22 protein-coding genes, 2 tRNA genes and 1 other RNA gene are annotated in these 22,605 nt (G+C 39.9%); 10 read left to right on the forward strand and 15 right to left on the reverse strand.

Annotation, left to right across the window (positions count from 1 at the left end):
* The first annotated feature begins 132 nt into the window (after positions 1-132).
* A complete protein-coding gene (locus WFY05_RS16005) occupies positions 133-648 on the forward strand; it encodes a metallophosphoesterase family protein (RefSeq protein WP_340113913.1) in 516 nt (171 codons plus the stop codon).
* Here WFY05_RS16005 and WFY05_RS16010 read toward each other — a convergent pair.
* The 5 genes from WFY05_RS16010 to WFY05_RS16030 all read right to left on the reverse strand — a co-directional run bounded on the left by WFY05_RS16010 (position 645) and on the right by WFY05_RS16030 (position 5,972).
* Positions 645-2,333 (reverse strand): tetratricopeptide repeat protein, encoded by a 1,689-nt coding sequence (locus WFY05_RS16010; RefSeq protein WP_340113914.1) that lies wholly within the window; start codon positions 2,331-2,333, stop codon positions 645-647. The genes WFY05_RS16005 and WFY05_RS16010 overlap by 4 nt on opposite strands.
* Before the next feature lie 101 nt (positions 2,334-2,434).
* Positions 2,435-3,274 (reverse strand): 50S ribosomal protein L11 methyltransferase, encoded by an 840-nt coding sequence (gene prmA, locus WFY05_RS16015; RefSeq protein ID WP_340113915.1) that lies wholly within the window; start codon positions 3,272-3,274, stop codon positions 2,435-2,437.
* 69 nt (positions 3,275-3,343) lie between these two features.
* The gene (gene tpiA / locus WFY05_RS16020) at positions 3,344-4,102 is read right to left on the reverse strand and encodes a triose-phosphate isomerase (protein ID WP_340113916.1); all 759 of its coding nucleotides are present in this window, start codon (positions 4,100-4,102) and stop codon (positions 3,344-3,346) included.
* A 185-nt stretch (positions 4,103-4,287) separates the two neighbouring features.
* The gene (locus tag WFY05_RS16025; protein WP_340113917.1) at positions 4,288-5,421 is read right to left on the reverse strand and encodes a BT_3928 family protein; all 1,134 of its coding nucleotides are present in this window, start codon (positions 5,419-5,421) and stop codon (positions 4,288-4,290) included.
* Complete coding sequence (locus WFY05_RS16030) at positions 5,418-5,972, reverse strand: DUF1599 domain-containing protein (RefSeq protein WP_340113918.1); 555 nt, start codon at positions 5,970-5,972, stop codon at positions 5,418-5,420. The genes WFY05_RS16025 and WFY05_RS16030 overlap by 4 nt, the downstream gene beginning before the upstream one ends.
* Before the next feature lie 187 nt (positions 5,973-6,159).
* Between WFY05_RS16030 and folP the strand changes: the two genes are divergently transcribed.
* The 4 genes from folP (at position 6,160) to WFY05_RS16050 (ending at position 9,536) form a co-directional block, all read left to right on the forward strand.
* Positions 6,160-7,038 (forward strand): dihydropteroate synthase, encoded by an 879-nt coding sequence (folP, locus tag WFY05_RS16035; protein WP_340113919.1) that lies wholly within the window; start codon positions 6,160-6,162, stop codon positions 7,036-7,038.
* Positions 7,035-7,826, forward strand: a complete 792-nt coding sequence (cdaA, locus tag WFY05_RS16040; protein ID WP_340113920.1) for a diadenylate cyclase CdaA — start codon at positions 7,035-7,037, stop codon at positions 7,824-7,826. Before folP ends, cdaA begins: the two co-directional genes overlap by 4 nt.
* A gap of 124 nt (positions 7,827-7,950) precedes the next feature.
* Complete coding sequence (locus tag WFY05_RS16045) at positions 7,951-8,901, forward strand: NAD(P)H-dependent flavin oxidoreductase (RefSeq protein ID WP_340113921.1); 951 nt, start codon at positions 7,951-7,953, stop codon at positions 8,899-8,901.
* An 89-nt stretch (positions 8,902-8,990) separates the two neighbouring features.
* The gene (locus WFY05_RS16050) at positions 8,991-9,536 is read left to right on the forward strand and encodes a lipocalin family protein (protein WP_340113922.1); all 546 of its coding nucleotides are present in this window, start codon (positions 8,991-8,993) and stop codon (positions 9,534-9,536) included.
* Positions 9,537-9,553: 17 nt separating this feature from the next.
* Here the strand turns inward: WFY05_RS16050 and WFY05_RS16055 are convergent, their stop codons facing one another.
* Entirely contained in the window at positions 9,554-10,096 is a 543-nt protein-coding gene (locus WFY05_RS16055; RefSeq protein ID WP_340113923.1) for a GNAT family N-acetyltransferase, read from the reverse strand.
* A 125-nt stretch (positions 10,097-10,221) separates the two neighbouring features.
* Between WFY05_RS16055 and WFY05_RS16060 the strand changes: the two genes are divergently transcribed.
* Positions 10,222-10,947 carry an AAA family ATPase gene (locus WFY05_RS16060; protein WP_340113924.1) on the forward strand — a complete coding sequence of 242 codons (726 nt, stop codon included), beginning with the start codon at positions 10,222-10,224 and terminating at the stop codon, positions 10,945-10,947.
* Between the two features lie 41 nt (positions 10,948-10,988).
* Here WFY05_RS16060 and WFY05_RS16065 read toward each other — a convergent pair whose 3' ends face one another.
* From WFY05_RS16065 to WFY05_RS16080, 4 genes are all read right to left on the reverse strand, one after another.
* Complete coding sequence (locus tag WFY05_RS16065) at positions 10,989-11,822, reverse strand: hypothetical protein (protein ID WP_340113925.1); 834 nt, start codon at positions 11,820-11,822, stop codon at positions 10,989-10,991.
* Between the two features lie 151 nt (positions 11,823-11,973).
* Positions 11,974-12,801: a hypothetical protein gene (locus tag WFY05_RS16070; RefSeq protein ID WP_340113926.1), complete on the reverse strand. Its 828-nt coding sequence runs from the start codon at positions 12,799-12,801 to the stop codon at positions 11,974-11,976.
* A gap of 14 nt (positions 12,802-12,815) precedes the next feature.
* Positions 12,816-13,769, reverse strand: coding sequence for a glycosyltransferase family 2 protein (locus tag WFY05_RS16075; RefSeq protein WP_340113927.1), 954 nt, complete (start codon positions 13,767-13,769; stop codon positions 12,816-12,818).
* Positions 13,770-13,788: 19 nt separating this feature from the next.
* On the reverse strand, positions 13,789-14,316 hold the full coding sequence (locus WFY05_RS16080; RefSeq protein WP_340113928.1) for a DUF4199 domain-containing protein: 528 nt from the start codon (positions 14,314-14,316) through the stop codon (positions 13,789-13,791).
* Between the two features lie 280 nt (positions 14,317-14,596).
* Between WFY05_RS16080 and ffs the strand changes: the two genes are divergently transcribed.
* The 3 genes from ffs (at position 14,597) to WFY05_RS16095 (ending at position 15,042) form a co-directional block, all read left to right on the forward strand.
* Positions 14,597-14,696, forward strand: an RNA gene (gene ffs / locus WFY05_RS16085) — signal recognition particle sRNA small type.
* A gap of 135 nt (positions 14,697-14,831) precedes the next feature.
* A tRNA-Thr gene (locus WFY05_RS16090) sits at positions 14,832-14,905 on the forward strand.
* Between the two features lie 52 nt (positions 14,906-14,957).
* A tRNA-Tyr gene (locus WFY05_RS16095) sits at positions 14,958-15,042 on the forward strand.
* A gap of 617 nt (positions 15,043-15,659) precedes the next feature.
* On the opposite strand, the gene WFY05_RS16100 is transcribed toward WFY05_RS16095, so the two are convergent.
* Positions 15,660-16,067, reverse strand: coding sequence for a hypothetical protein (locus WFY05_RS16100; RefSeq protein ID WP_340113929.1), 408 nt, complete (start codon positions 16,065-16,067; stop codon positions 15,660-15,662).
* 878 nt (positions 16,068-16,945) lie between these two features.
* Here WFY05_RS16100 and WFY05_RS16105 point away from each other — a divergent pair.
* A complete protein-coding gene (locus tag WFY05_RS16105; protein WP_340113930.1) occupies positions 16,946-17,254 on the forward strand; it encodes a hypothetical protein in 309 nt (102 codons plus the stop codon).
* A gap of 397 nt (positions 17,255-17,651) precedes the next feature.
* On the opposite strand, the gene WFY05_RS16110 is transcribed toward WFY05_RS16105, so the two are convergent.
* The 4 genes from WFY05_RS16110 to WFY05_RS16125 all read right to left on the reverse strand — a co-directional run bounded on the left by WFY05_RS16110 (position 17,652) and on the right by WFY05_RS16125 (position 22,595).
* The gene (locus WFY05_RS16110) at positions 17,652-19,244 is read right to left on the reverse strand and encodes a MopE-related protein (protein ID WP_340113931.1); all 1,593 of its coding nucleotides are present in this window, start codon (positions 19,242-19,244) and stop codon (positions 17,652-17,654) included.
* A gap of 429 nt (positions 19,245-19,673) precedes the next feature.
* Positions 19,674-20,129, reverse strand: coding sequence for an ATP synthase subunit C-like protein (locus WFY05_RS16115; protein ID WP_340113932.1), 456 nt, complete (start codon positions 20,127-20,129; stop codon positions 19,674-19,676).
* Positions 20,130-20,154: 25 nt separating this feature from the next.
* The gene (locus WFY05_RS16120; RefSeq protein ID WP_340113933.1) at positions 20,155-21,993 is read right to left on the reverse strand and encodes a V-type ATP synthase subunit I; all 1,839 of its coding nucleotides are present in this window, start codon (positions 21,991-21,993) and stop codon (positions 20,155-20,157) included.
* Positions 21,990-22,595 carry a V-type ATP synthase subunit D gene (locus WFY05_RS16125; RefSeq protein ID WP_340113934.1) on the reverse strand — a complete coding sequence of 202 codons (606 nt, stop codon included), beginning with the start codon at positions 22,593-22,595 and terminating at the stop codon, positions 21,990-21,992. Before WFY05_RS16125 ends, WFY05_RS16120 begins: the two co-directional genes overlap by 4 nt.
* Between the last annotated feature and the right edge of the window lie 10 nt (positions 22,596-22,605).

Genomic DNA, 22,605 nt, shown 5'->3' on the forward strand with positions numbered 1-22,605 from the left:
AACGGGCCATTTAAACAAATTTAGTTTATTTTGTCGAGCATTTAATGGATTTTACAAATTGTATAATGTGGTAGTCAAAGTCATAAAAGAAGGCTCTCCAGGCGTCCGACTTCTGACTTCCAGCTTTTCATTATGAAGAAAATCGGACTTTTATCAGATACTCACGGATTTATTCCTGAACGCGTATTTACGTTTTTCGAAAATGTGGATGAAATCTGGCATGCCGGCGATTTTGGAAATCTTGAAACGGCCGATCAATTGGCTGCTTTTAAACCGCTAAAAGGTGTTTACGGGAATATCGATGATCACAAAGTTCGAACAGTATATCCGTTACACCAGCGTTTTAAGTGTGAAGAGGTAGATGTTTGGATGACGCACATTGGCGGTTATCCGGGGCGTTACGAGCGCTACGTAAAACCGGATATCTACCGGAATCCTCCCGATCTTTTTATTAGCGGACATTCGCACATTTTGAAAGTGATCTTTGATAAAAAACTGAATTTCCTTCACATGAATCCAGGAGCAGCAGGCTACAAAGGATTTCATAAAATGTGTACCGCTTTGCGTTTTGTAATCGACGGGAAGAATATCAGAGATTTGGAGATTTGGGAAATGGAAAGAAGTCAGATTTTCAACAGCGGTGATTAAACTTCAAATTCTTCCCATTCCTTCTTGACTGTTTTTAAAAGCTTTTTAAAACTTGGTTCATTTCGAATGTTTTCAAGTAAGGGATCATGTTTTGCAATCAAGGGGTAGTTGATCATACCTTTCTCGTGTAATCTTTCGATATATTTTATTGCTAATTCTTTTTCATTCATAACAGCATAATAACCAGCGATGAACCAGGCCAATGCAAAATCTTCCCAAGCCATTTTCAACATGCTTTCAGTGAGATATTCGAGCGCTTCATTTTTCCTGCCATTGTATGCGTGATACATTACCATTAGCAATCCCTGGAAAAATCCGGGGTCATTTTTCCACTGTTCACTGGCATAGTCTGCCGCTTGATTATTTTGGGTTAATATCAGTAATTGGCCTTTGTACCAGATTGAAAGAATATTATTAGGCTCTATTTTTATGGACTTTTCAATATAATTGAGCGCTTTTTCGTGTTCACCCTTAAGCCAATGATAAAATGCGGGTAATATTAAATTAATAGAAGTCAAAGGATCAATCTCCAAAAGTTTTTCGAAAACCGATTTTGCTTTTTCCGGTTGACCAAAATGAAAGAGTTGAATAAAACAATACCACATGAGTGTTTCGGGTCTGGTTGGATTAATCTCCATGGCTTTTTTAAAATCGTTAAAAGCGGTGATAGCATTTTCCCTTTTTAATTTCATGAGGCCCGAAAGAAGAAAACCTTCGGCTGAGTCGGGCTGCATTTCAAATATTTTTCTTAGATACTCCTCTGTTTTATTCAAATTATCAGGATCCATATCAATTCCTGAATCATATAACTGAAAGTAAACTTGTCCCAAACCTGTGTACAACAATACATGAGGGCCGTAAAGATCAAGGCCATATCTTAAGTTTCTTTCTGCACTTTTCAGAGCCTCTTCTGTATATTTATATAAATCGGGTCTTGATTTCAAATAGCATTCGTAAACATGGATATTGTCCACTTTGTTATCCATGATTTTTTCCAGTTCTCCGGATTGCAGCTTCCCTTTTAATGATTCGGACACCGAGCGTGAAACTTTCTCCTGAATATCAAAAATATCGTCCAATTTTCCGGTATATTTTTCAGCCCATACATGTGTATCCGATTGTGCATCGATCAACTGGGCAACAATCCGCAGATCATTCCCTGATTTTCGAACGCTGCCTTCCAACACATACTTTACGTTAACTTTACTTGCTATTTTCTTTAAGGTTTGCTTCGATCCTTTAAAGGTCATTGCTGAACTTCTGGAAATTACCAGCAGGTCTTTTATATACGATAAGTCGGTGATAATTTCTTCAGTTAATCCATCGCTGAAATATTCCTGCTCAGGATCGGAACTTATGTTTTCAAACGGCAGTACTATGATTGATTTTTCGGGAACTTGTTTGTTTGATTCTATCCCATCTTTCGGGACTTCGGGTTCTGTTACCGAAATTCCTTTTGAGGAAACATCGAAAATCCAGGAGAAGATTGCTGCAATTATAAATCCTACTACCAGTAAAATAATAACTAAAAGCATTGTAAATTCTGGAAGATTGAGATCATCTTCCAGAATATCAATAAGCTGAATAACGATAAATGCTATCGGAGCATATATAATTATTACTTGTATAACTTTCCGTCGTTTTAGTTCGTGCCAGAATTTTGTTAAGCGGTTTTGATTGGCCATTAATTCAAGGTTTCAGCACTTTTAAAGTTAATACATATATGACTTAAATCCAACCGGCTGCAAAGAGTGAAACTCAGTAGTAAAGTTTGGTTTTAAGCTGATTATACTTTCAGAAATGTGTATGCTACCCAATTATTCTTGACCGTGTATCCGACATCTTTTAATCCCAGGCTCTCGGCTTTTTCTTTAATAGCCGGAATATCTTCACTGTAAAAACCGCTCATAATAAGTGTTCCTCCTTCATTTAAAACATGGTTATAAGCGGGCATATCGTTCAGGAGTACATTTCGCTGAATGTTTGCCAGGATCAGATCGAAATTATTGTCGCTCAGTAAACCGGCATCACCCAGTTTTACATCGATGTTGAAGATTTTATTGAGTTTTGTATTTCCAAGAGTTCCGTCGAACGACCACTGATCGATATCTATAGCGGTAATCTTTTTGGCTCCTTTCATGGAGCAAAGGATTCCCAGTATTCCGGTTCCGCAGCCCATGTCGAGCACTTGCTTTCCTGTTAAATCCGATTTCAGAATGTGTTCCAGCATTAAACTGGTAGTTTCATGATTACCGGTACCAAAAGCCATATTGGGTTCAATAACAATCTCATACTTCAGGTGCGGAAACTCTTTATGAAACGGCGCCCTAACCACGCATTCATCGGCAACTACCAAAGGTTTGAAGTAGTTCTTTTCCCATTCTTCATTCCAGTTGCGGTCGGCAATCAATTCCGATTTCACACTGAACGAAAAATCTTCGGAGAACTCATCGAGTACTGCATTTAGTTCTCCTTTCTGATAAAGGTTTAGCGGAACATAAGCCTCCACTCCGTTGGTGATGTCGACAAAACTGTCGAAGCCGATATCGGCAAGTTGAGCTGTAATAATATCGCGCAACCATTCCTGGTAAGGCGAGATGACAATGGTAATTTTTTTATACTCCATATTTTAACACAAAAAAAGTCACTCAAAACTGAGTGACTTTACGTAAAGTAATATGTAAAGTTATATTTTTTAGAAACCGTTGATGATTCCGAGGAAATCTTCAGCTTTCAGCGAAGCTCCACCGATCAATCCACCGTCAACATCTTTGTTGGCAAAAAGTTCGTTTGCGTTGCTTGGTTTGCAGCTACCTCCGTAAAGGATTGAAGTTCCTTCAGCAACCTCTTCACCAAATTTGGCCGCAATGGCAGCACGAATGTTGGCGTGCATGTCCTGAGCTTGATCAGAGCTGGCAGTAACACCGGTACCTATGGCCCAGATTGGTTCGTAGGCGATAACTAATTTTTTAAAGTCGTCGGCTGAAAGCTGGAAAACAGTTTCTTCCAGTTGCTTTACAACAAATTCGTTGTGCGTTCCGGCTTCGCGGATATCCAAGGCTTCACCGCAGCAGTAAATCGGAGTCAGACCGTTTTCAAGTGCCAAGGCCACTTTCTTGTTCAGGATCTCGCTGGTTTCGCCATAATATTCACGACGCTCAGAGTGACCAAGAATTACGAATTCAGCACCGGTAGATTTTACCATTTCAGCAGAAACTTCGCCGGTAAAAGCACCTTTAGCTTCGGCAGCACAGTTTTGTGCAGAAATACCAATTCTTTCGGTGTTAACCGATTCAACAACTTTTGTAATGTGAGTAAAAGGTGTTCCAAGAACAACTACAACATCGTCGGCACCTTCTTTGGCTACCAATGTATCAACGGCTTTTGCCAATTCAACACCTTCCTGAACGGTTGTGTTGCATTTCCAGTTGCCGGCAACTATTTTTTGTCTCATCTTATTGTAATTTAATTTATTAGATTAGAATTTTAAAACCGATACAAATGTAACAGCTTAATCGATAAGAGTCAACTCCATTTTTAACAGCGGGGGACAATTAACTATTTATTTACTATCAGTTGTGGGCTGAGAGCTGTGCACTACGAGCTTTTCCTAAGTTTAGCGTTTTGATAAAGTTGTACTCACTCACTCATAAATTCCTGTTGAAATTCCTCCGGAGTTGGAATATCGTTATAATGCCATTTCCCGATGATGGTTCCGTCTTTTATTGCAATCAATCCCGGATTGGAACGGATCATTGTTTTTAAAGTGATCTCGTCGCAATTAAAGAACTCATAATTGCATTGATTAGCGTCGGCAAATGCCTGCGCTTCATCGGGCAGGGTCGATGTCAGACAAATAAACGAATAGCCGTTTCCGGATGCCCATCCCGACAAGGTATTTATTTTGCTTTGCTCTTCGGTGTTAGTTTCGTGCAGATCGTAAGCGACCAGCATAAACACATAATTTTCATCGTAAATAAAAAAGTCGATGATGTTTTCACCCTCGGGTGTTTCAACCCTGAAATCGTGAATCGGTGGTACGTAACCTTCCTGGATTAGGTTCGATTCCATGTCATTAAATTCCCAGTTCACTGTATCCTGCCAGGGATAATTTTCCTCACTAAATTTCTTGATTTTACCTGTATTTTTATTCTTGTAGTAAAAAATATTCTCGTACACATCCTGTTGAGCATCGTCGGGATAACTCATCGCATCCGGAATATTTGTTCCCACTTTGTAAGGTCTGAAATCAAATATAGGCAAGTGATTATACGAGTAATAAACAATTCCAAAATACACCACAAATGTGATCAGGCTAAGCGTGAGCGGCACCTTTGTTTTTACCTGGTCGGCAAACCATTTTCGGTTAGCAAAAACAACAATAGCTAATGTAATAAAAATCAGGTTTTTATAGAAAGTTGCCCAGTTCGATATGACCAGAGCGTCGCCAAAACAACCACAGTCGGTTACCGGATTTGTAATGGCGATCCACAAGGTGAGTGGCGTGAAAAAGGCCATAAAAAGTAATCCCAGCCATGAGAAAAAGCGCATTCGCCAATTAAACAGAAAGGCTACACCAATGGCAAATTCGGCAAAGGATAAAATTATGCCCAGCGGAAAAGCAGTCCACACCAGTGCATCCAATCCCATGGCATGGAAGTAATCGGTAAATTTGTAGGCCGATCCCCACGGATCAATTCCTTTTACAAAACCGGAAAATATAAATACAAGTCCGAACAGAATTCGGGCTAGGTGTTTTAAAACTCTGATCATAGGGTTGTTTCTTCGATTTCGAATTCAATTTTAATCATGGCAAACACGGCGTAGTTGATCATGTCCATGTAGTTGGCATCAATACCTTCCGAAACCAGTGTTTTACCTGCATTATCTTCAATCTGTTTGGTGCGTTTAATTTTCATAAGAATGAGGTCGGTGTAGGAACTGATACGCATGTTCCGCCAGGCTTCTCCGTAGTCGTGATTTTTGTCCATCATCAATTTTTTAGTCTGAAGGAAATATTTGTCGTAAAGTTCCATGGTCTGGTTGTCCGTCAGTTCTTCGTCCGAAGGCCCCAGTTCCAGTTGAATAAGCCCCATTATGCAATAGTTTATAATTCCGATAAATTCAGGACGAATGCCTTCATCCACCTTCGAAACTCCTTTTTCTTCAATGCTTCTTATGCGTTGGGCTTTGATGTAGATCTGATCAGTAAGCGATTGCGGGCGCAATATTCGCCAGGCTTTTCCGTAGTCTTTCATTTTCTTTTCAAACAGATTCCTACAAGTCGAAATCACCTGGTCGTATTGTTGGTTTGTTTTCTCCATGAATGATTTTGTTGTCACTGCATTAAAAAACAACACCAAAACGGGTGCTGTCTTCGGTTATACCATTGCTAAATTGCTGGATAAAAGTATTAAAAATTAAGCATATTGAATTCTTTTATTTTACTTTTGTACTTAACAACTTGTTACAAGTTCTTAATAATTTGTTAAACATAAAAGCTTTAAACTGATGTTGATTACACAGTCGGCAGGCAAATTCCTTAAACGTAAAAGTTCGCTGCAAATTGGTGATGACCAGATCGATCTTTCTATTCCTGTAGTTATGGGAATCGTAAACGTTACGCCTGATTCGTTTTACGATGGTGGAAAAATGGAAGATGAAGCGAACATGTTGAAAGCCGTTGAGACCATGATTGCTGATGGCGTTACCATTGTTGATGTTGGGGCGGTTTCTACCCGCCCGGGTGCCGATAGTGTATCAACAAAAGAAGAATTAGCCCGGTTATTGCCTGCCGTGCAGGCCATTCGAAAAGAGTTTCCCGACGTGGCTTTGTCGGTCGATACTTTTCGTTCGTGGGTAGCCGTGCGTGTAATCGATGAGGTAGGAGCTATCATAGTTAACGATATTTCCGGTGGAACGCTGGATTCGAAGATGTTTGAAACAGTTGGCAGATTGCAGGTGCCATACATTCTTTCGCACATTAAAGGAACACCGCAAACCATGCAGGACGATCCTTATTACGACGATATTATCAAGGATATTTCATCCTATTTCGCGGAAAAGGTAAAACGTTTAACCAAATTAGGCGTGCAGGATGTGGTCATCGATCCCGGTTTTGGTTTCGGAAAAACATTGGATCACAATTACGAATTGCTGAACCGACTCGATTCTTTTAAAGTTTTTCAGTTACCGGTAATGGCCGGTTTAAGTCGAAAATCGATGATCTGGCAGGCACTTGATATCGAGGCGAAAGACGCACTTAACGGAACGAGTGTGGCAAATACGATGGCTTTGCTCGGAGGGGCCGACATCTTGCGGGTTCACGATGTAAAAGAAGCCGTGGAGGCCGTAAAGATCTTCTGTGAAATTAAAGCAAGCATTAAATGATAAGTGCATTTATTACCATACGATTTCTCGATATCCTGGATATTTTGCTGGTAGCTATTTTGCTGTATCAACTTTACCGGCTTATCCAGGGAACCGTTGCCTTTAACATCGTAATAGGTCTTTTCTCGTTTTACCTGCTTTGGTTGATTGTAAAAGCGCTCAACATGGAGTTGCTGGGGTCAATTATGGGTCAATTTATCGGGGTCGGAGTGTTGGCGCTCATCGTGGTTTTCCATCCTGAAATCCGTAAGTTTCTGGTATTTATTGGCACCAATTACAACATGAACCGTGTACTTCACCTTGATAAACTTTTTGGAACAGGAAAAGGCAGGACGATAGAAGAAGAACACATTGAAGAGATTGCCGGTGCCTGCGAGGTGTTGGCAAAATCAAAAACAGGGGCACTGATTGTTGTTGCTGAAAATAACGAATTACGCGAACAGGTGAATACCGGCGAATTAATTAATTCAAGTATTTCTTCCACCCTTATCCGAACCATCTTTTTTAAGAATTCTCCGCTACACGACGGAGCGATTATTATCCGAGATGATAAAATTGTAGCAGCGGGTTGTATTCTTCCCTTAACTCAAAAGCCTCTCGATCAGGCACTTGGTTTGCGTCACCGTGCAGCAGTAGGACTGTCGGAGAACACTGATGCACTGATAATTGTGGTGTCGGAAGAAAGAGGAAGCATTTCAGTGGCACATAAAGGCGAGATTAAACGCCGCGTTTCCAAAGATTCGCTGATCCAGATCCTGCAGGAGAACCTCAATTCAGAAATGGCATAGGCTTTAGTTCGGTAAATTCAATCAATAACAAAACTATCTTAATATTGTGCTGAATTAAGTTCTAGCTCCTTCAAAACAAAAGCTTATTTATAATTTTGTTGATGGAAATCATATAAGCGTTGAGATGAATAGAATTTGTGATCTTTTCAAGATAAAATATCCTGTAATTCAAGGTGGAATGGTGTGGTGTGCAGGTTGGAAACTGGCATCAGCAGTAAGTAATGCTGGAGGACTTGGTTTACTCGGCACCGGATCGATGCATCCCGAAACGCTGGAAGAACACGTTATTAAAACGAAAGCTGCAACCGTCAAACCGTTTGGTGTGAACATCCCTTTGTTTTACCCCGAACAGGAACGCATAATGGATATCATCGTAAAACACAAAGTCCCCGTGGTGTTTACCTCAGCTGGTAGTCCGAAAAAGTGGACGACCTGGCTAAAAGATCGCGGAATTTCCGTGGCACATGTGGTGTCAAGTTCATTCTTCGCAAAAAAATGTGAAGATGCTGGCGTTGATGCTATTGTAGCCGAGGGCTTTGAAGCCGGAGGACACAACGGACGTGAAGAAACGACCACGCTTTCTTTGATTCCTTCGGTACGAAAAGCCACCAACTTACCATTAATGGCCGCCGGCGGAATAGGATCGGGTGAAGCCATGCTCGCTGCCTTGGCACTGGGAGCTGATGGTGTGCAAATAGGCTCGGCCTTCGCAGTGACTGAAGAATCATCAGCGCATCCCGAGTTTAAGAAATTGGTGACTTCCTTGGGAGAGGGTGGAACAAAATTGGCACTGAAACAACTGGCGCCGGTTCGTTTGATCAAAAATGCTTTTTTCGAACAAGTTGATGCTGCTGAAAAAGCCGGAAAATCGCCGGAAGAACTGATGGCGTTACTGGGACGGCGTCGGGCTAAAAAGGGCATGTTCGAAGGCGATATGGAAGAAGGAGAGCTGGAGATTGGGCAGGTATCGGCACAGCTGAATGAAATATTGCCGGTTTCTGTAGTGATGGATAATTTGATCACAGCTTACCATGCAGCATTAAAGGAAACGGAAAGCGGTAAATACCAATTTTAGCTTTATGTTGAAATCCTAAAATTCAGGATTCAATTAACAACGAAGGATTTCGTTTGTTATTCTTGTCAGAAAGAACAAAGGAGAATAACATGAAGACAAACATTCTACTACCTCTAATTTTAGTAGTGCTCATTGCTTTATTTGTTTCATGCGGAAGGCATACATCGCAATCTCAGGATCTGGATGTGTCGACTGTTGATGAACTTGATCTGGACAAATACCTGGGTACCTGGTATGAAATCGCACGTTTTGATCACCGTTTCGAACGAAATCTGGAGGGTGTTACAGCTACTTATTCCATGCGCGAAGACGGCAAAATAAAAGTAGTGAACCAAGGCTGCAAAGGTTCCCTGGATGGAGAATTGAAGCGCGCCGACGGTAAGGCAAAAACCACTTCTGATCCCGGTAAACTCAGGGTGTCCTTTTTCTGGTTTTTTTATTCCGATTATCTGGTACTGGAACTAGATAATGATTATCAGTGGGTTTTGATCGGAAGTTCATCGCCCAATTACCTCTGGATTCTGAGTCGAACACCACAGCTCGGGGAACAAACAAAGCAACATATTCTTGATAAGGCGACTTCACGCGGATACGACACTTCAAAATTAATTTGGGTGAAGCAAAAAGCTGAATAGGCAAGAAGTATTATTTTCTAATAATCCCGCGGATCATCTTCAACGATGGCGTAATGAAAATTGTCTTTCCACACTCCCCGAATGGGTAAAACTTTTCTTCTTCGGCCTTCGCGTGTCATTCCTGCTTTTTCAAGTACTTTAATCGAACGGCTGTTTTCCGTGGCTACACCGGCCTCCACTTTATGCAACTTAAAATGGTTGAATCCCGCTGAAATGAGTGCTTTCGCAAGTTCGGTGGCGAATCCGTTTCCCCAAAATTCCGGATGGATAGAATAAAATATTTCGCCAAGTTTAAAGCGGTTAAGCGACAGCGTTAATCCTGCCACACCAATAAACTCACCGGTATCTTTTCTTATGATTTTCCAGAAATACGATTTGCGCTTCTCTTCTTTTTGTGCCTCAATGGCCGGGCGGATATTCTTTTTGGTTTCTTCAGTATCTAGGGGAATACCCTGTGTATTGTATTCATCAACTTCGGGCAAAGAGTTCAAGTTGTGAATGTCTTCCAGATCTTCCCACCCGATTTCTTTTATTAGTAGACGTACTGATTCAAGTTCCATTGATTCTCGGTTTAAGATGTTGACAGCTAAGTCGCTAATCATAAAAATTCAAAACTAAAATAGAACAAATAATTGGATGATTATGGTTATGTTTGATGATATTACACTTTCAAGCTGCATTCGCCATGGCTAACCATTTAAAAAGCATTACCCTTGAATCGGAGAGGTATCCGACAAAAGAGCACTATCCATTTAATTTGCCTTTATTCTCAGAAACGAAGAAACTTGAATTTGAAAGTCCGATCACTTTGTTTGTTGGAGAAAATGGTTCAGGAAAATCGACTTTGCTCGAGGCTATTGCAGAGGCGGCCGGGATTTACATTTGGCGAAATGGAATGAACAGTCGTTACCGGGTGAATCGCTATGAAGGTTCATTGCATCGTTACATGAAAGTTAACTGGGCCAATGGAAAAGTGCCCGGTTCGTTTTTCGGAGCTCAGATCTTCAAAGATTTCGCCTCTATGCTTGAAGAGTGGGCGACTACCGATCCGGGACAGTTGGAGTTATTTGGAGGGAAGTCTCTCATCAGCCAATCGCATGGGCAGTCGCTCATGTCTTTTTTCAAAAGTCGTTATAAATTAGAGGGTTTATATTTGCTCGACGAGCCGGATACTGCACTCTCGCCTTCAAGCCAACTGGAGTTGCTGAATTTGTTGATTGAAAATGCGAAGGCCGGACATGCCCAGTTTATCGTTACAACGCATTCACCGATTTTACTGGCCTGCGAACTTGCAACAATTTACAGTTTCGACAGGATGCCTTTGTCTTCGGTAGAATATGAAGATACAGAGCACTTTAAAGTTTATCGCGATTTTTTAAACGATCGTGAGAAATACATGAATATAGGATAGATAGTTAGTCCCATAAAAATCACCCGCAACGAGAACTGAGTTTATCTGCCAAAGTCCTTAAAAAACTGTTTTGAGTCTTTAATATCCTGAATGCCCAGTATATAGCAAGTTTCCGAAATATCAGAAAAATCGAGGCCTCCACTTTCCACTGCCTCGTTGTTGTAACGTCCGTCTTTGCCGTTGTATTTGTTGGCCAGTTCGATTGCCACACTCCATATTTCCTTTAGTTTCGGATCTTTAAGCTGTTTCTTCCAGTCGGTATAATCAGGTGTTCGAAATCCCGGAGTTCCGTTGCCCACTTCGTTTCCATCGGGTATTTTTTTGTAATCCGCATTTTGTTTGACGTATTTTAGGGCTTCTTCAGAAGTTACATCCTCGTTCCAGTTGCTGTGCTGCACAATATGGATGTGCTTTTTCGTATCAATGTCGGGCAGGTCATTTTGCATTGCTTTTATCAGTCGGGCCGAAAAATCGGACTGTCCGGCCTCTGCGATCCATACATCGCCACAATTCAATAGCGTTGGTTTTATAATGGCTTTTACTTCTTTCACCGCCAGATCGGGGTACTGGTGAGCATCGCTCCACCTGTCACCAAAAGCAAGCTGAAACAAAGCATTTGGCGGAACATACAGTCCTTCCTGAACTCCGTATGCACCGGCTACGGCGTAATAATTCACATCTGAAAAATCGGGATGTGACATTAGCGTAATAAATGCCGCTACTGAATGCAGGTCGTCAACATCGGTTTTGCAATCGAACTGGGCCAGCAAAATGTCTTTTTCGGTGTTGAATTCTTTTCCCTTTTGCGGATCATCCGTTTGAAAAGAGAAGAATACTATTGATAAGGCAAGGATTAAAACAGTGCAGATTTTCATTGTAGTCGGATTGTTTAGTTAGTCATAAATTGTTCTCTACTAAAGTAGCAAAAATCAGCTGAAAACACCCGGAAGTGTTTACCATTAGTAATGCGATCAAATTTAATTGATAGATCATCAGATTGCAAAGATGTATTGAAATGATACTGATTTAAACCGCTTTCGGATTTTCGCGCTCTTCGAGATTAAAATACTGAAAGGCCTGAAGCGTGTAGGGGATGATCATGAAAATGGTTGAAACGGCCGATGAAACGCCTATAAGGATCCAATACCATTGCGGATAATTAATGGGGCCTTCGGTAACAGAAGTATTAAAACCTCCGGCGAAACCGAGCACAAATAATAAAAGTGAAAAAATTAAATGTACGCTGTACCATGCAATAATTCCCAAAGCATTCATTGCCAGGGTATTCCACCACTGTGTTCTAACCAGCAACCACGATTTGGTTGTGGAGTAGGCGATCCCTTGTTTTTCGAATACCGTGATAAAAAACATTAACGAAAGCGTGTTGGCCAGAAAGATACCGGGGAGCACACAAAGCATCAATCCGAAAAGCGAAGCAAATGTAAAGACCAGTCCTGCACCCAGTGCCAGTAAGCTGTTAGAAAAAAAATTTGATGATATATCGGATAGCTGAAAGTTGCCTTTTCCAAGCTTAATGTAAGCCTCCAGGTAAGAATAATAAGTACCAACCAACAGCGATTGAACAAAGAGACCAAACAGCAATAAAAAGAACAGGTTGAGGTTTAAAGCGCCCAGGTCGGCCATTAAGGCCTCCGGATCGGTAAAATCAAGGTTCACCAAAACATTTTTTTGAAAATATACCTGTGCACCGGCATTCAGCACAAGAAACGGTAGCACATAAATGGCCACCATTCGTAATATCGCTCTGTATTCCTGCTTGAAAAATTCCAAAGCTTCGGATAAGATCTGAGCCAGTTCACGTTTCTGCCTGAACCGGATTTCTTTTTCTACCATATACTTATAGGGATCTAATACGATTTTTCTTCGATCTGATATTTATTGCGTTCGCTCGAGCTTCTGGAAACCAGTTCGCCCAGAAAGCCTCCCATAAAAAACTGAGCACCAATAATCATGGATGTAAGTGCAATGTAAAAATATGGGCTATCGGTCACCAAATGTCCTTTAATTCCCTGGTTGAGCAAAATTAACTTTTGGGCACCTAGGTAACCTGCGGCTATAAATCCAACGATAAAAATTAGGGCGCCAAGTACACCAAAAAAATGCATGGGGCGCTTTACAAATCGCGAAATAAACATTACCGAGATCAAATCGAGCGGGCCGCGTACAAAGCGTTCGAGCCCGAATTTGGTGACACCATATTTTCGTTCGGAATGAATGACCACTTTCTCACCGATGTTTTTATAGCCTGCCCATTTGGCTAAAACCGGAATGTAGCGGTGCATTTCGCCGTAAACTTCAATGCTTTTAATTACATTTTTGCGGTAGGCTTTCAAGCCGCAATTCATATCGTGCAGCTTAATGCCGGTTATTCTCCGAACGGTCCAGTTATAAAGTTTACTCGGCATATTTTTGGTCAATACCGGATCGTGTCGCTTCTTTTTCCAGCCCGAAACCAGATCGTAACCCTCTTCTTTTATCATTCGATATAATTCGGGTATTTCATCCGGGCTGTCCTGCAAGTCGGCATCCATGGTAATTACCACATCGCCCTGTACGGCTTCAAAACCGCAATACAAAGCGGCAGATTTTCCGTAGTTGCGCCTGAATTTTATCCCTTTTATCAGGGGATTGTCTTTTTGAAGTTTCCGCACAACGTTCCACGAGTCATCACGACTGCCGTCGTCGATCATCATAATCTCGTACGAAAAGTTGTTATCTTCCATCACCCGCTTTATCCAGGCCGCCAGTTCCGGGAGCGATTCTTCTTCGTTAAACAGGGGTACAACTACGGAAATATCCATATAAAATCGTTTGCTTTAATTATTCGGGAACCACGTCGGTTGGGTTCTTCTTTGTGAAAATACCGGTGATTAAACTAATGATCAATCCTCCAATTGCACCAACTAAAACTGCCATGGCTGCCATAATCGGTGGCCGCTGGAATTTCATCATCATATCAACAACCTGATCCAATTGTTCTTCAGGAATGTTACCTTGCTCTACCATTTTTTGTTCGGTTGTAATTCTAATCTGTTCAATTAATGACGGATCGATAACTGCGTATAATAAATAAGCATAAATTGCGGAAAGTACCGATGCAAAAATGAGCGCAAGCGTACCAACTCCGAGAGCCTGGCCATAAGTCATTTCTCCGCCCAGACTTTTTCTGTATGAAAGTTGGGCATAAACGGCGCCGGCAATCAATACAGCATAACTGATGTAGGCGGCCCAGGTTTCAAACATTAAATTAGCTACATACAATACAACTGAGACTAAAATTGAGACAACGCCGATATAAATTCCGGAGGTTAGCGACGATTTCATTAAAGATGCAGGTTTTTGTTCCATAACAATGCTTTTTTTGATTAGGTGTGACAAATATAATTCTATTTTTATTGAATGACAGAAATGAGTTCGACTAAATGTGTTACAAAGATTTACAAGTAATCAATATTTTAGTTATCGGCCAAATCTGTGGGATAAACAAATGTCATCGTATGATTTTTTGAGAATTATCTCATCAGTTCTTGCCAGATTATCAACTACATATGTCGTAACAAAATCACCATAATTACTCCACAACAAAAAAATGTTTGGCGGGAAATTAAAATTTTCTACTTTTGTCGCCGGGTAAGTCCTGTGCGACCAGCTCCTGCTGAATTCCCCCAGGGTCGGAAGGCAGCAAGGGTAGGCGGTTGTAGCGGTGCGACACAGGTAGCTTACCCACTTTTTTGTCAAAAAAAGCAGTTCTTTATTCAGTGGTGAAAATTTTAAAAAAATGTTTGGCAAATTTGAAAGAAATTCTTTCCTTTGCAGCCGCTGATAAAAACAGCAACGTTCTGAAAAAAACTGATACAATATAAGCCGAATTAGCTCAGTTGGCCAGAGCACGTGATTTGTAATCTCGGGGTCCTCAGTTCGAATCTGAGATTCGGCTCGAAGAGTCGCTACTCTCCAACTTAGTTGGGAGATAAATGGCTCAAAATATTGGGAAGATACCGAAGCGGTCAAACGGGGCAGACTGTAAATCTGTTGGCTACGCCTTCGTAGGTTCGAATCCTGCTCTTCCCACCATATTGGATAATTAAGGGACTGATTTTCAGTCCCTTTTTTCGTTTTTGTCCCTGAGTGTAGGCTACTTTTGCAGGTAACTTTCTGCCAGATCCTTTCACATCTTAAACTGAAAATACATTTATAAAGAGTAGTGCTTTTTTGCTGTTCTTTTTTTTGTAGTGTTGGAAAAGAACATTTAGTGATTCTGATCATAATAATTGAGCTATCAATCACAAAGCCGATAGCTTTGCTTGAATATCTATATCTCAACATATCAGTTTGTTTCATCGTGCATCCGCACTATGTGTGTTTGTAACATTTAAGGGGGTAGTTGTTGAACTAATCTTTCTTCTTTTCAGCACACCAAACTGAGTCAACTACTTTCGCCCAAACAAAATCTGGGACTTAGTGCTGTAAATAAGTATTTATTTTATATTTGGATTGCATTGGGAATTTAATTCCTGATGTGCTTGGGGTTAGAGGGGCAGCAGAAATGTTGCCCTTCTTTTCTTGTAAATTCCATTGTATAAATAATAGCAAAAAAGCTGTCCTATTCAGAACAGCTTTTTATAGTATTTACAATTTACTTATTTGGTATTTGAGAAGTAACAATCATAAATACAGTTGAGGGAATACTTTTACTCTACAACAGGACATGCTGTCAATAAATCTTCCAGTGCCTGTAGTGCTGGAATGGCACATTCTGGAGCAGGTATATGAACAACTATTTCCATTCCTGTCAGCGGATCTACATAAACCTCACCTTCATAGGCATCCTGAATGGTTTCAAGCATACCTGCAACAATATTAGGAACTTTTGATTTTAGTGGTTTGTGTTGATCACCGCACCAGTTTTGGAGTTTTTTCAGATGAACTTCGAGGGCGTGGGGTGCTTCCCACATCATCTCGGCATCACAAGCATCGGTAGCCATTACTTCTTCCACAGCCGTTGCGATGTCATCTATACATTCACACTGAGCTTTTGCGTTACCTAAACCAATCATCAAAGAAAAGGCAACAACTAACATAAAGGTTTTGTAAAACATAACTTAAAATTTAGAGTTAATAAATAAACGATTGTGTAAGCGTCAATACACAATACAAATTTCTTAAATATTAAGTTGTTAGATTTACGTCCTTCTATTAATATATTCGGGAAATGACAAAAAGGTAACCACTCTACTTAACAGAAAAAATAAAACCCGATCTAAAGCAACGCCGAGTTTTACTTAAATTTCTGAAAAAGCAAAATGATAGATTTGTATGTAAAACGATATTGTTTCCTTTTTAGTTTCCCTATTTATTTTCTTGTTGTAAATAAGTTATAGACAATAGTGTAATAGCCAGTGATTATTTCCACGGTACTGATTGCGTGAATGAAAAAAGAAGGACAACTCCTCCTTTTAAATTAAAATTTTGTTGATTCCTGTGAATCAACGTACCAAACTATAATGAAGTTAGGTTTAATATTTTGAAAAGGAAAAGAGGGGAAAGCTCTATGGACGCTTTTTGAAGATGATTGATAATTTACAAACCCTAAATACAAAACCAATCAAGTATACAGAAGTCGCTTTCCCCTTATGTTGTAACCTTATTTTTTTATCGTCCTGTTTCAATGAAGTTGCTTTATAAAAACAAGCATTAGACCAAAGGTGTTAAGTATTGTATTTCAGAATAATAAGTATTTTGTTAACTCAAATCCTTTCCCAAAATGGGAACATTTTCCATATCTGATGCTTCCAACTACTACTGAAAGGTTAAACATCACATTAAGAATGATGCATGAATTTTATTATAAGATGCCTGTAATCGCAGTTCATTTGGTCCCAACTTGTAAGTGTAAGCTGTTAAGAAATATTCATTTTTAAAATTTATTGGTTTGAAAATTGTACTTAGTATTTAGTAAACTAAATGTTATAAGCCCATGTCTAAACTATACATTATAAAAGGAAGTTTTAATCCGGAAGAAGAATTAGAAGGTGTTGACCAAACTCCATTTTCAACTTATCATACAATCACACTTAATCTGAAAACTATTGAAGGTAATATTGAAAAGAAAGGTTCGACAAATTGGAGAATAAGTATTCAGAATGGTGAAACCCGAAATTATCATTTGCCAACTTTTAGAAAGTGTGTTGATAAATTAAAGGAATTGTTTCACCCGGTTGATGTTCGTTGCATTGAAGTAAAGGATATTTCTGGAACAAAAGGTGGAACCTATAGAATTGAATGATCGCCAGTTAAACTGAAACAGATTAACTCACTTCATAATTTTAAATACACTGTAATTGTAATTCAACAGAGCACTCACTTTCATTTGTCTGTGATGCACACATATTTTAATATTGGAATTGTAAAATAAAATCTCCCTAGAGAATAGTTTAACTAATTTTTTATCCTGATACTCAATCACGCTTAAAAGTGTAGGTGACTTTCTGCCGGATTGTGTCCTTACGTACTGGACAACTGTTAATTTGAATGCGCTGAAAGCCCTTGAAAATTAGGAAATCAAGAGGTATGTGTATGTTCAGCTCGTTGGGAAAACGATGAGGTTGCATTCTCCTGTTCCCACAGTAAAAAAGCCCCTAATCATTTTGATTAGCGGCTTTTCTTAAATTATTACCTAACATTTAATGTCCTCTTCCTTTTCCTCCTTTTGACGTTTTCTTTATCAGATTAACTGAAGTCGAGGTATTGGCATCATCATCCGTGACTATCAGTACATATGAACCATCCTTGAAATTTCCAGGTATGCTAATAGTGTATGAATTCATGTAAGTAGAACCTGATTGTAAAACTAATCTCGAATTTTTATAAAGTGCATAAGTGAAGCTACCGCTATATTCTATCGTAATGTTGGTTTGGAAAGGATTTGGATAAACATTCAGTGCCTGACAATTCAAATTGTATGGAGTTGAATACTCTGTTATTCCATCGCAATTCTCATCAATACAGTTATCTGGTACTTCCAATGCTCCCGGATTAATCAACGGATCATTATCATTGCAATCAACATCTGTATTATATCCGTCGCCATCTGCATCAGAGGTTTCCTGGTTATCGGCGTAGATTCCATGCGGACCCGGGCCGGAGGGATTTGAAGTGTGGCATACCTTACAATCATTTAAAGTACCCGCGTACCCCTGCAGGTTGTAATTCTGAAGATTATCATTTTCCTCTCTGGAAGGTACAATCGCATGTGGCGATCCATGGCAGGTGGTGCAAAATAGCCCACCATGTCCTTTAGAATTTCTATACAGTTTTCCGGATTCTTCTGCAAATTCTGAGCCATGACAAGATCCGCATTTTGGTTCATCCAACCAGGGTTCACGACCTTCATGAATAGATGCTGCAACCTGTTCCATACTTCCGTGACAATCTGTACAATACATATTGTGTTCGTTGCTCATTACGCCTCTCAAACACTCGGTGTTAAAGCCGGGGTGACATTTGTAGCAATCGTTGGTTTTTCCTTTGTGTTTTTCATGCATTGCTTCGGAAAGGGACATGACTCCAGGTTTTCCCGGGGCTCCCAATCCATTCGATGCATGACATGAAGCGCACAGTACTGGTTTAGGCCAGTTTTTTGAATCGGAATGTCGGTTCCTTATGTCTCGTGTGCTTGCATGACATCCTGAACTCAAACAGTTAATTTCGTTCGAAACCGGAATTACATTTTGTGTTGTGGTTACATTGTCTCCATTTAGTAATACTTCAATCAGTGCGAGTTGGTAAGGTGCCTCATTTTCCAGATCGTTATCAGTGAAAGGAGTGATTGGCACTCCTTCGACGTGGTAAAAATTCTCGCCTTCCAGAACCTCCATTTTTCCCGAAAGGCCATTTCCGGCAAGTCCGATATCGTCAGGGAGTTCAACACCAAACAATTGGTCCTCGTAATCCCAGAAATTTGTTTTACCGGCGGAGTAACTATTTCCCGGAATGCTGTAATTAACTTCCAGACCGGAAGTAATGATCTCGGGTAAAACACCCTGGCTTGCATCACCTCGTTTTATTACCTGCGCATTAAAATTGTTGTAAGGCGGTAAAATAACAATGTCTGAAAAGTCGGCATTGGCACAATGCATTCCTAAATCGTTCCATGCCAAAACAATGTAGTCGCTGCTTATTGCAGAGGCTGAAGGAGGAGGATTGAACGCGGTTGTCAGGTAGGCGATCAAAGCAACTACCGCAACCGAACTTGTAATAATGATTCTCTTTTTCATAAAACTTGATTTAATGGTTGTACATATTTAACTATGTAAATTCATTTAAATATTGTGAATAAAAACAGGTGTTGAAATTATTGGGATATGATAATTAACAGCTTCGATCAATATGAGTGGTGAATGATGTAGTGATAGCAAGAGTAAAAATGGGGCTTTAAATATTACACTTACTTTGAAAGTGTAATATTTAAAGGCCTTTTTTCAAAAATTGAATTTTGAATTACGAACGTTTAAGTGATTATTTGAAACATGTCTAAATTACTGATTTGTTAATCAGTAGTTTACATAAGTTTTATCCATGGATTAAATCCTGCCGAAAATTTTCATTATGGATTTTCAATCTAAAAGTTAAAATGCAGTAACCAGAAGAACTATCGTTTTGGCCAAATTTTCCAGGTGATTAAAATTTTGAACCAATTTATAATACTACAAACTCATACTGATTAAAAAGGTGGCTGCAAAAGCAATAATGGCATACAACTCAGGGAAAACGGCCAGTACCATGGTTTTGCCAAAGATATCGTGTCCCGACCCGATGCCGGCGATCCCATTCGACGTTACTTCGCCTTGATTTAAAGCTGAGAAGAATCCAACAAATCCCAAAGTTAAACCGGCCGCCAAAATGGCTACTCCCTGGAGCATGCTCATTTCGGGAGTGATGATTCCCTGGCTGTTAATGATAAAGAATCCTGCAAAACCATATAATCCCTGGGTTCCCGGCAAGGCACTCAATAAGAGATAGCTTCCAAATTTATCGGGTTTCTTTTTTAATGCACCAACTGTGGCATTCCCACCTTTTGAGACACCAACAGCACTGCCAATTCCTGAAAATATGAGCATAATGGCTAATCCGATATATGCTAAAATAACTGCAGTTGTCATGATCGTAATTATTTAAAGTTTATTCTTAAGTTTTTATTGTTTTCATTCCTCCATTCTGATTCAATACTTGTTCATGCTTTCCAAACGGTTTGTATTCTTTGCCACCACCTTTAAACCCAGCACTTTTATAAAATTCGACAAAAGTTAAACGCATGGGGTGTACAAACGAGCCAAGCGACGAAATGAGAATGTTTAATGTATGTCCGAGCAATAAAAAGATGATAAAAAATACAGGACCAAATATTTTGGATGATCCAAGAATTTGCAGGCCGATATCGTTGATTACAAAACCCAAAATAGCACTCGACAAGCCAAGTGCGAATAGTCGGATGTATGAAAGCAGATCGCCGAAAATACCTGTTACGGTGGAGTAAACATCCCAGACACCTTTGCCAATACGGGCAAATATATTCACTCCGGGATCGCTGAAAAAGAAGACAAAAAATCCTCCAACGGCTAGTATACAGTAAAGGATCGTGCTATTTTCCGGTATAATTTCGGTTGGCGACAAGAGGAAATATGTGACGCTGCCGATTATTATAATCAGCCATCCGTAGGTGGCCAGCGCATAAGTGAACCCGTATTGTTTGCTTTGGTTGGCTGCTTTAATAAATAGTCCGAAAATAATTTGAACGCCGCCTAACATCAGCGACAGGTTGAACATTTTATCGGGATTCAGGAAAAGATGCCGGACCTGATCGGATAGGGCAAATTTCGACTCAATAAGATTTATACCAAAAAATGTACCGGATATAGCTCCAAACAGGATGGTTGCCGCACCCAGAAACTGGATGAGACTTAAATACGGTTTAAATTCAGCTTTGGCTTTTAGCTTATACAATCCACCGCCAATTATGAAAAGCAATCCATAGCCTGCATCGCCGAGACAAAATCCAAAGAACAGCATGAAAAACGGAGCAAAAAATACGGTTAAGTCGAGTTCAGAATAATCAGGAAGCGAGAACATGGAACCGATCGGTTCGAAGAGTTTACTAAAACGATTGTTTGTGAGCAAAACCGGAATTTTATCGTCGGGTTTGGCTTTACGCGAAAAGTAAATGGATCCTGTATCCTTTAAAAGTTTATTAAGTGCCGCTGTTTTAGGTTGCGGGACCCAGCCTTCAAGGACCATCAATTTGTTTTCGGCTTCCTTATAGGTGTTATGTAAAACATGATTGAATTGAAGCGATCGTATCAGTTTTATTTTTTCTTTTTCCAGCGTCTTAATGGAGTTGTTGGCGTAACTGTCGAAAATTTGGTTGATCGCTTTTATTTGTTTTTTAGTTTCATCGATCTGAATTTCAATTTCAGAATAGGGAAGTGGCGGAAGTTCAACGGATTCAGCATCAATATCAATTTGCTGATCGTTCTGTTTAATATGAACAAAAAGCACCTGTTTACCGGATTCTGAGATAATTGCCACCGGTAATTCAGCTTGTTCCAGGTCAGTGTATTTCTTTTTTGTTGTACTGAAAAAGAACAGATTAATTCCCTCATGTTTAAGCTGCCTGATAAGTTCCGGAGAAAAATCACCCCACGGTTTTGCGTTTTGACTTGCTTTATTTAACAATTCCAGTTGCGATTCCAGTTCTTCTAACTCTTTTTGTTTGCCGTTAATGTCATCAATAATTTCGCTAGCCGAAATATGAATTCTTTTTTGGGGCAACTCACTTTTTCTTTTTTGTAAAAAGTGTACAGCATTTTCGTACGCATTCAACTCAGCATACTTTTGCTTTGTTTCGTCATTAATCTCAACATCTCGTTCTGCAATATGCACAATACCCAATCTGCACAGTTCAATAAGAAAATCCTCATATTCCCTGTGATAAACCAGAAACGTATATTTTACCATCGGAACGATCATGCTATTTTAACTTTTTGTCGCTGCTGTCGTTTTTTTACGATCTTTTGTGCCGATTTCGAAAGGTTTTCTTCATCCTCCAGAAATCGTTTAATTTTTCTAATGGCACCTTCGTAACCCGGTATCTGCACTTTCTCGTACAGGTTTACTTTCTGAGTTGTTTTTTTTCGAGCCCGATCGAGCAAGTCAGTTTTACGTGCGTAAAACTCGCGTTCTAAAGCTATCCTTCCCAGTTTTTTTACGAGTGAAATTCCCGCGGGAAACCAATCCGGGTTTGAGAACAGACTGTATTTTTCTTCATCAAAAATTATTTCATCCATAAGCGGAATTGAAACACCTGCTATTTTTTTCGTTGAAATCTTAACGTTGTTGATCGTGATCAATTCCGGCAAAAATTCATTCCAAAGTTGGACTGAATGTTCCTCGCTGATCAACAACTCTTTTAGTTTTTGCTCCAGATCGGTAGTTTTCTTTTTCGCCTTTTTCACCTCCAGACGCAAAGCGGCCTCCTTGTTTTTTAGGGTTGGTAATGCCTTCAACCTGATCTTCAATTGCTTGTTCAGGTTGTGGAGGGCAGTTTTATTGTATTGAAATTTTAAGGCCACCTTATTCTTC

The organism is Maribellus mangrovi, assembly GCF_037646455.1.
Classification (GTDB): Bacteria; Bacteroidota; Bacteroidia; order Bacteroidales; family Prolixibacteraceae; genus Draconibacterium; species Draconibacterium mangrovi_A.

Bases quoted from the DNA above. Each gene is read 5' to 3' on its own strand.
- WFY05_RS16060 (WP_340113924.1), top strand. From the start codon at position 10,222: ATGGCTAACCATTTAAAAAGCATTACCCTTGAATCGGAGAGGTATCCG.
- WFY05_RS16070 (WP_340113926.1), bottom strand. From the start codon at position 12,801: ATGGTAGAAAAAGAAATCCGGTTCAGGCAGAAACGTGAACTGGCTCAG.
- tpiA (WP_340113916.1), bottom strand. From the start codon at position 4,102: ATGAGACAAAAAATAGTTGCCGGCAACTGGAAATGCAACACAACCGTT.
- WFY05_RS16110 (WP_340113931.1), bottom strand. From the start codon at position 19,244: ATGAAAAAGAGAATCATTATTACAAGTTCGGTTGCGGTAGTTGCTTTG.
- WFY05_RS16025 (WP_340113917.1), bottom strand. From the start codon at position 5,421: ATGATCAGAGTTTTAAAACACCTAGCCCGAATTCTGTTCGGACTTGTA.
- WFY05_RS16065 (WP_340113925.1), bottom strand. From the start codon at position 11,822: ATGAAAATCTGCACTGTTTTAATCCTTGCCTTATCAATAGTATTCTTC.
- cdaA (WP_340113920.1), top strand. From the start codon at position 7,035: ATGATAAGTGCATTTATTACCATACGATTTCTCGATATCCTGGATATT.
- WFY05_RS16105 (WP_340113930.1), top strand. From the start codon at position 16,946: ATGTCTAAACTATACATTATAAAAGGAAGTTTTAATCCGGAAGAAGAA.
- WFY05_RS16010 (WP_340113914.1), bottom strand. From the start codon at position 2,333: ATGGCCAATCAAAACCGCTTAACAAAATTCTGGCACGAACTAAAACGA.
- WFY05_RS16080 (WP_340113928.1), bottom strand. From the start codon at position 14,316: ATGGAACAAAAACCTGCATCTTTAATGAAATCGTCGCTAACCTCCGGA.
- WFY05_RS16100 (WP_340113929.1), bottom strand. From the start codon at position 16,067: ATGTTTTACAAAACCTTTATGTTAGTTGTTGCCTTTTCTTTGATGATT.
- WFY05_RS16005 (WP_340113913.1), top strand. From the start codon at position 133: ATGAAGAAAATCGGACTTTTATCAGATACTCACGGATTTATTCCTGAA.
- prmA (WP_340113915.1), bottom strand. From the start codon at position 3,274: ATGGAGTATAAAAAAATTACCATTGTCATCTCGCCTTACCAGGAATGG.
- WFY05_RS16045 (WP_340113921.1), top strand. From the start codon at position 7,951: ATGAATAGAATTTGTGATCTTTTCAAGATAAAATATCCTGTAATTCAA.
- WFY05_RS16050 (WP_340113922.1), top strand. From the start codon at position 8,991: ATGAAGACAAACATTCTACTACCTCTAATTTTAGTAGTGCTCATTGCT.
- WFY05_RS16115 (WP_340113932.1), bottom strand. From the start codon at position 20,129: ATGACAACTGCAGTTATTTTAGCATATATCGGATTAGCCATTATGCTC.
- WFY05_RS16030 (WP_340113918.1), bottom strand. From the start codon at position 5,972: ATGGAGAAAACAAACCAACAATACGACCAGGTGATTTCGACTTGTAGG.
- WFY05_RS16055 (WP_340113923.1), bottom strand. From the start codon at position 10,096: ATGGAACTTGAATCAGTACGTCTACTAATAAAAGAAATCGGGTGGGAA.
- WFY05_RS16075 (WP_340113927.1), bottom strand. From the start codon at position 13,769: ATGGATATTTCCGTAGTTGTACCCCTGTTTAACGAAGAAGAATCGCTC.
- folP (WP_340113919.1), top strand. From the start codon at position 6,160: ATGTTGATTACACAGTCGGCAGGCAAATTCCTTAAACGTAAAAGTTCG.
- WFY05_RS16120 (WP_340113933.1), bottom strand. From the start codon at position 21,993: ATGATCGTTCCGATGGTAAAATATACGTTTCTGGTTTATCACAGGGAA.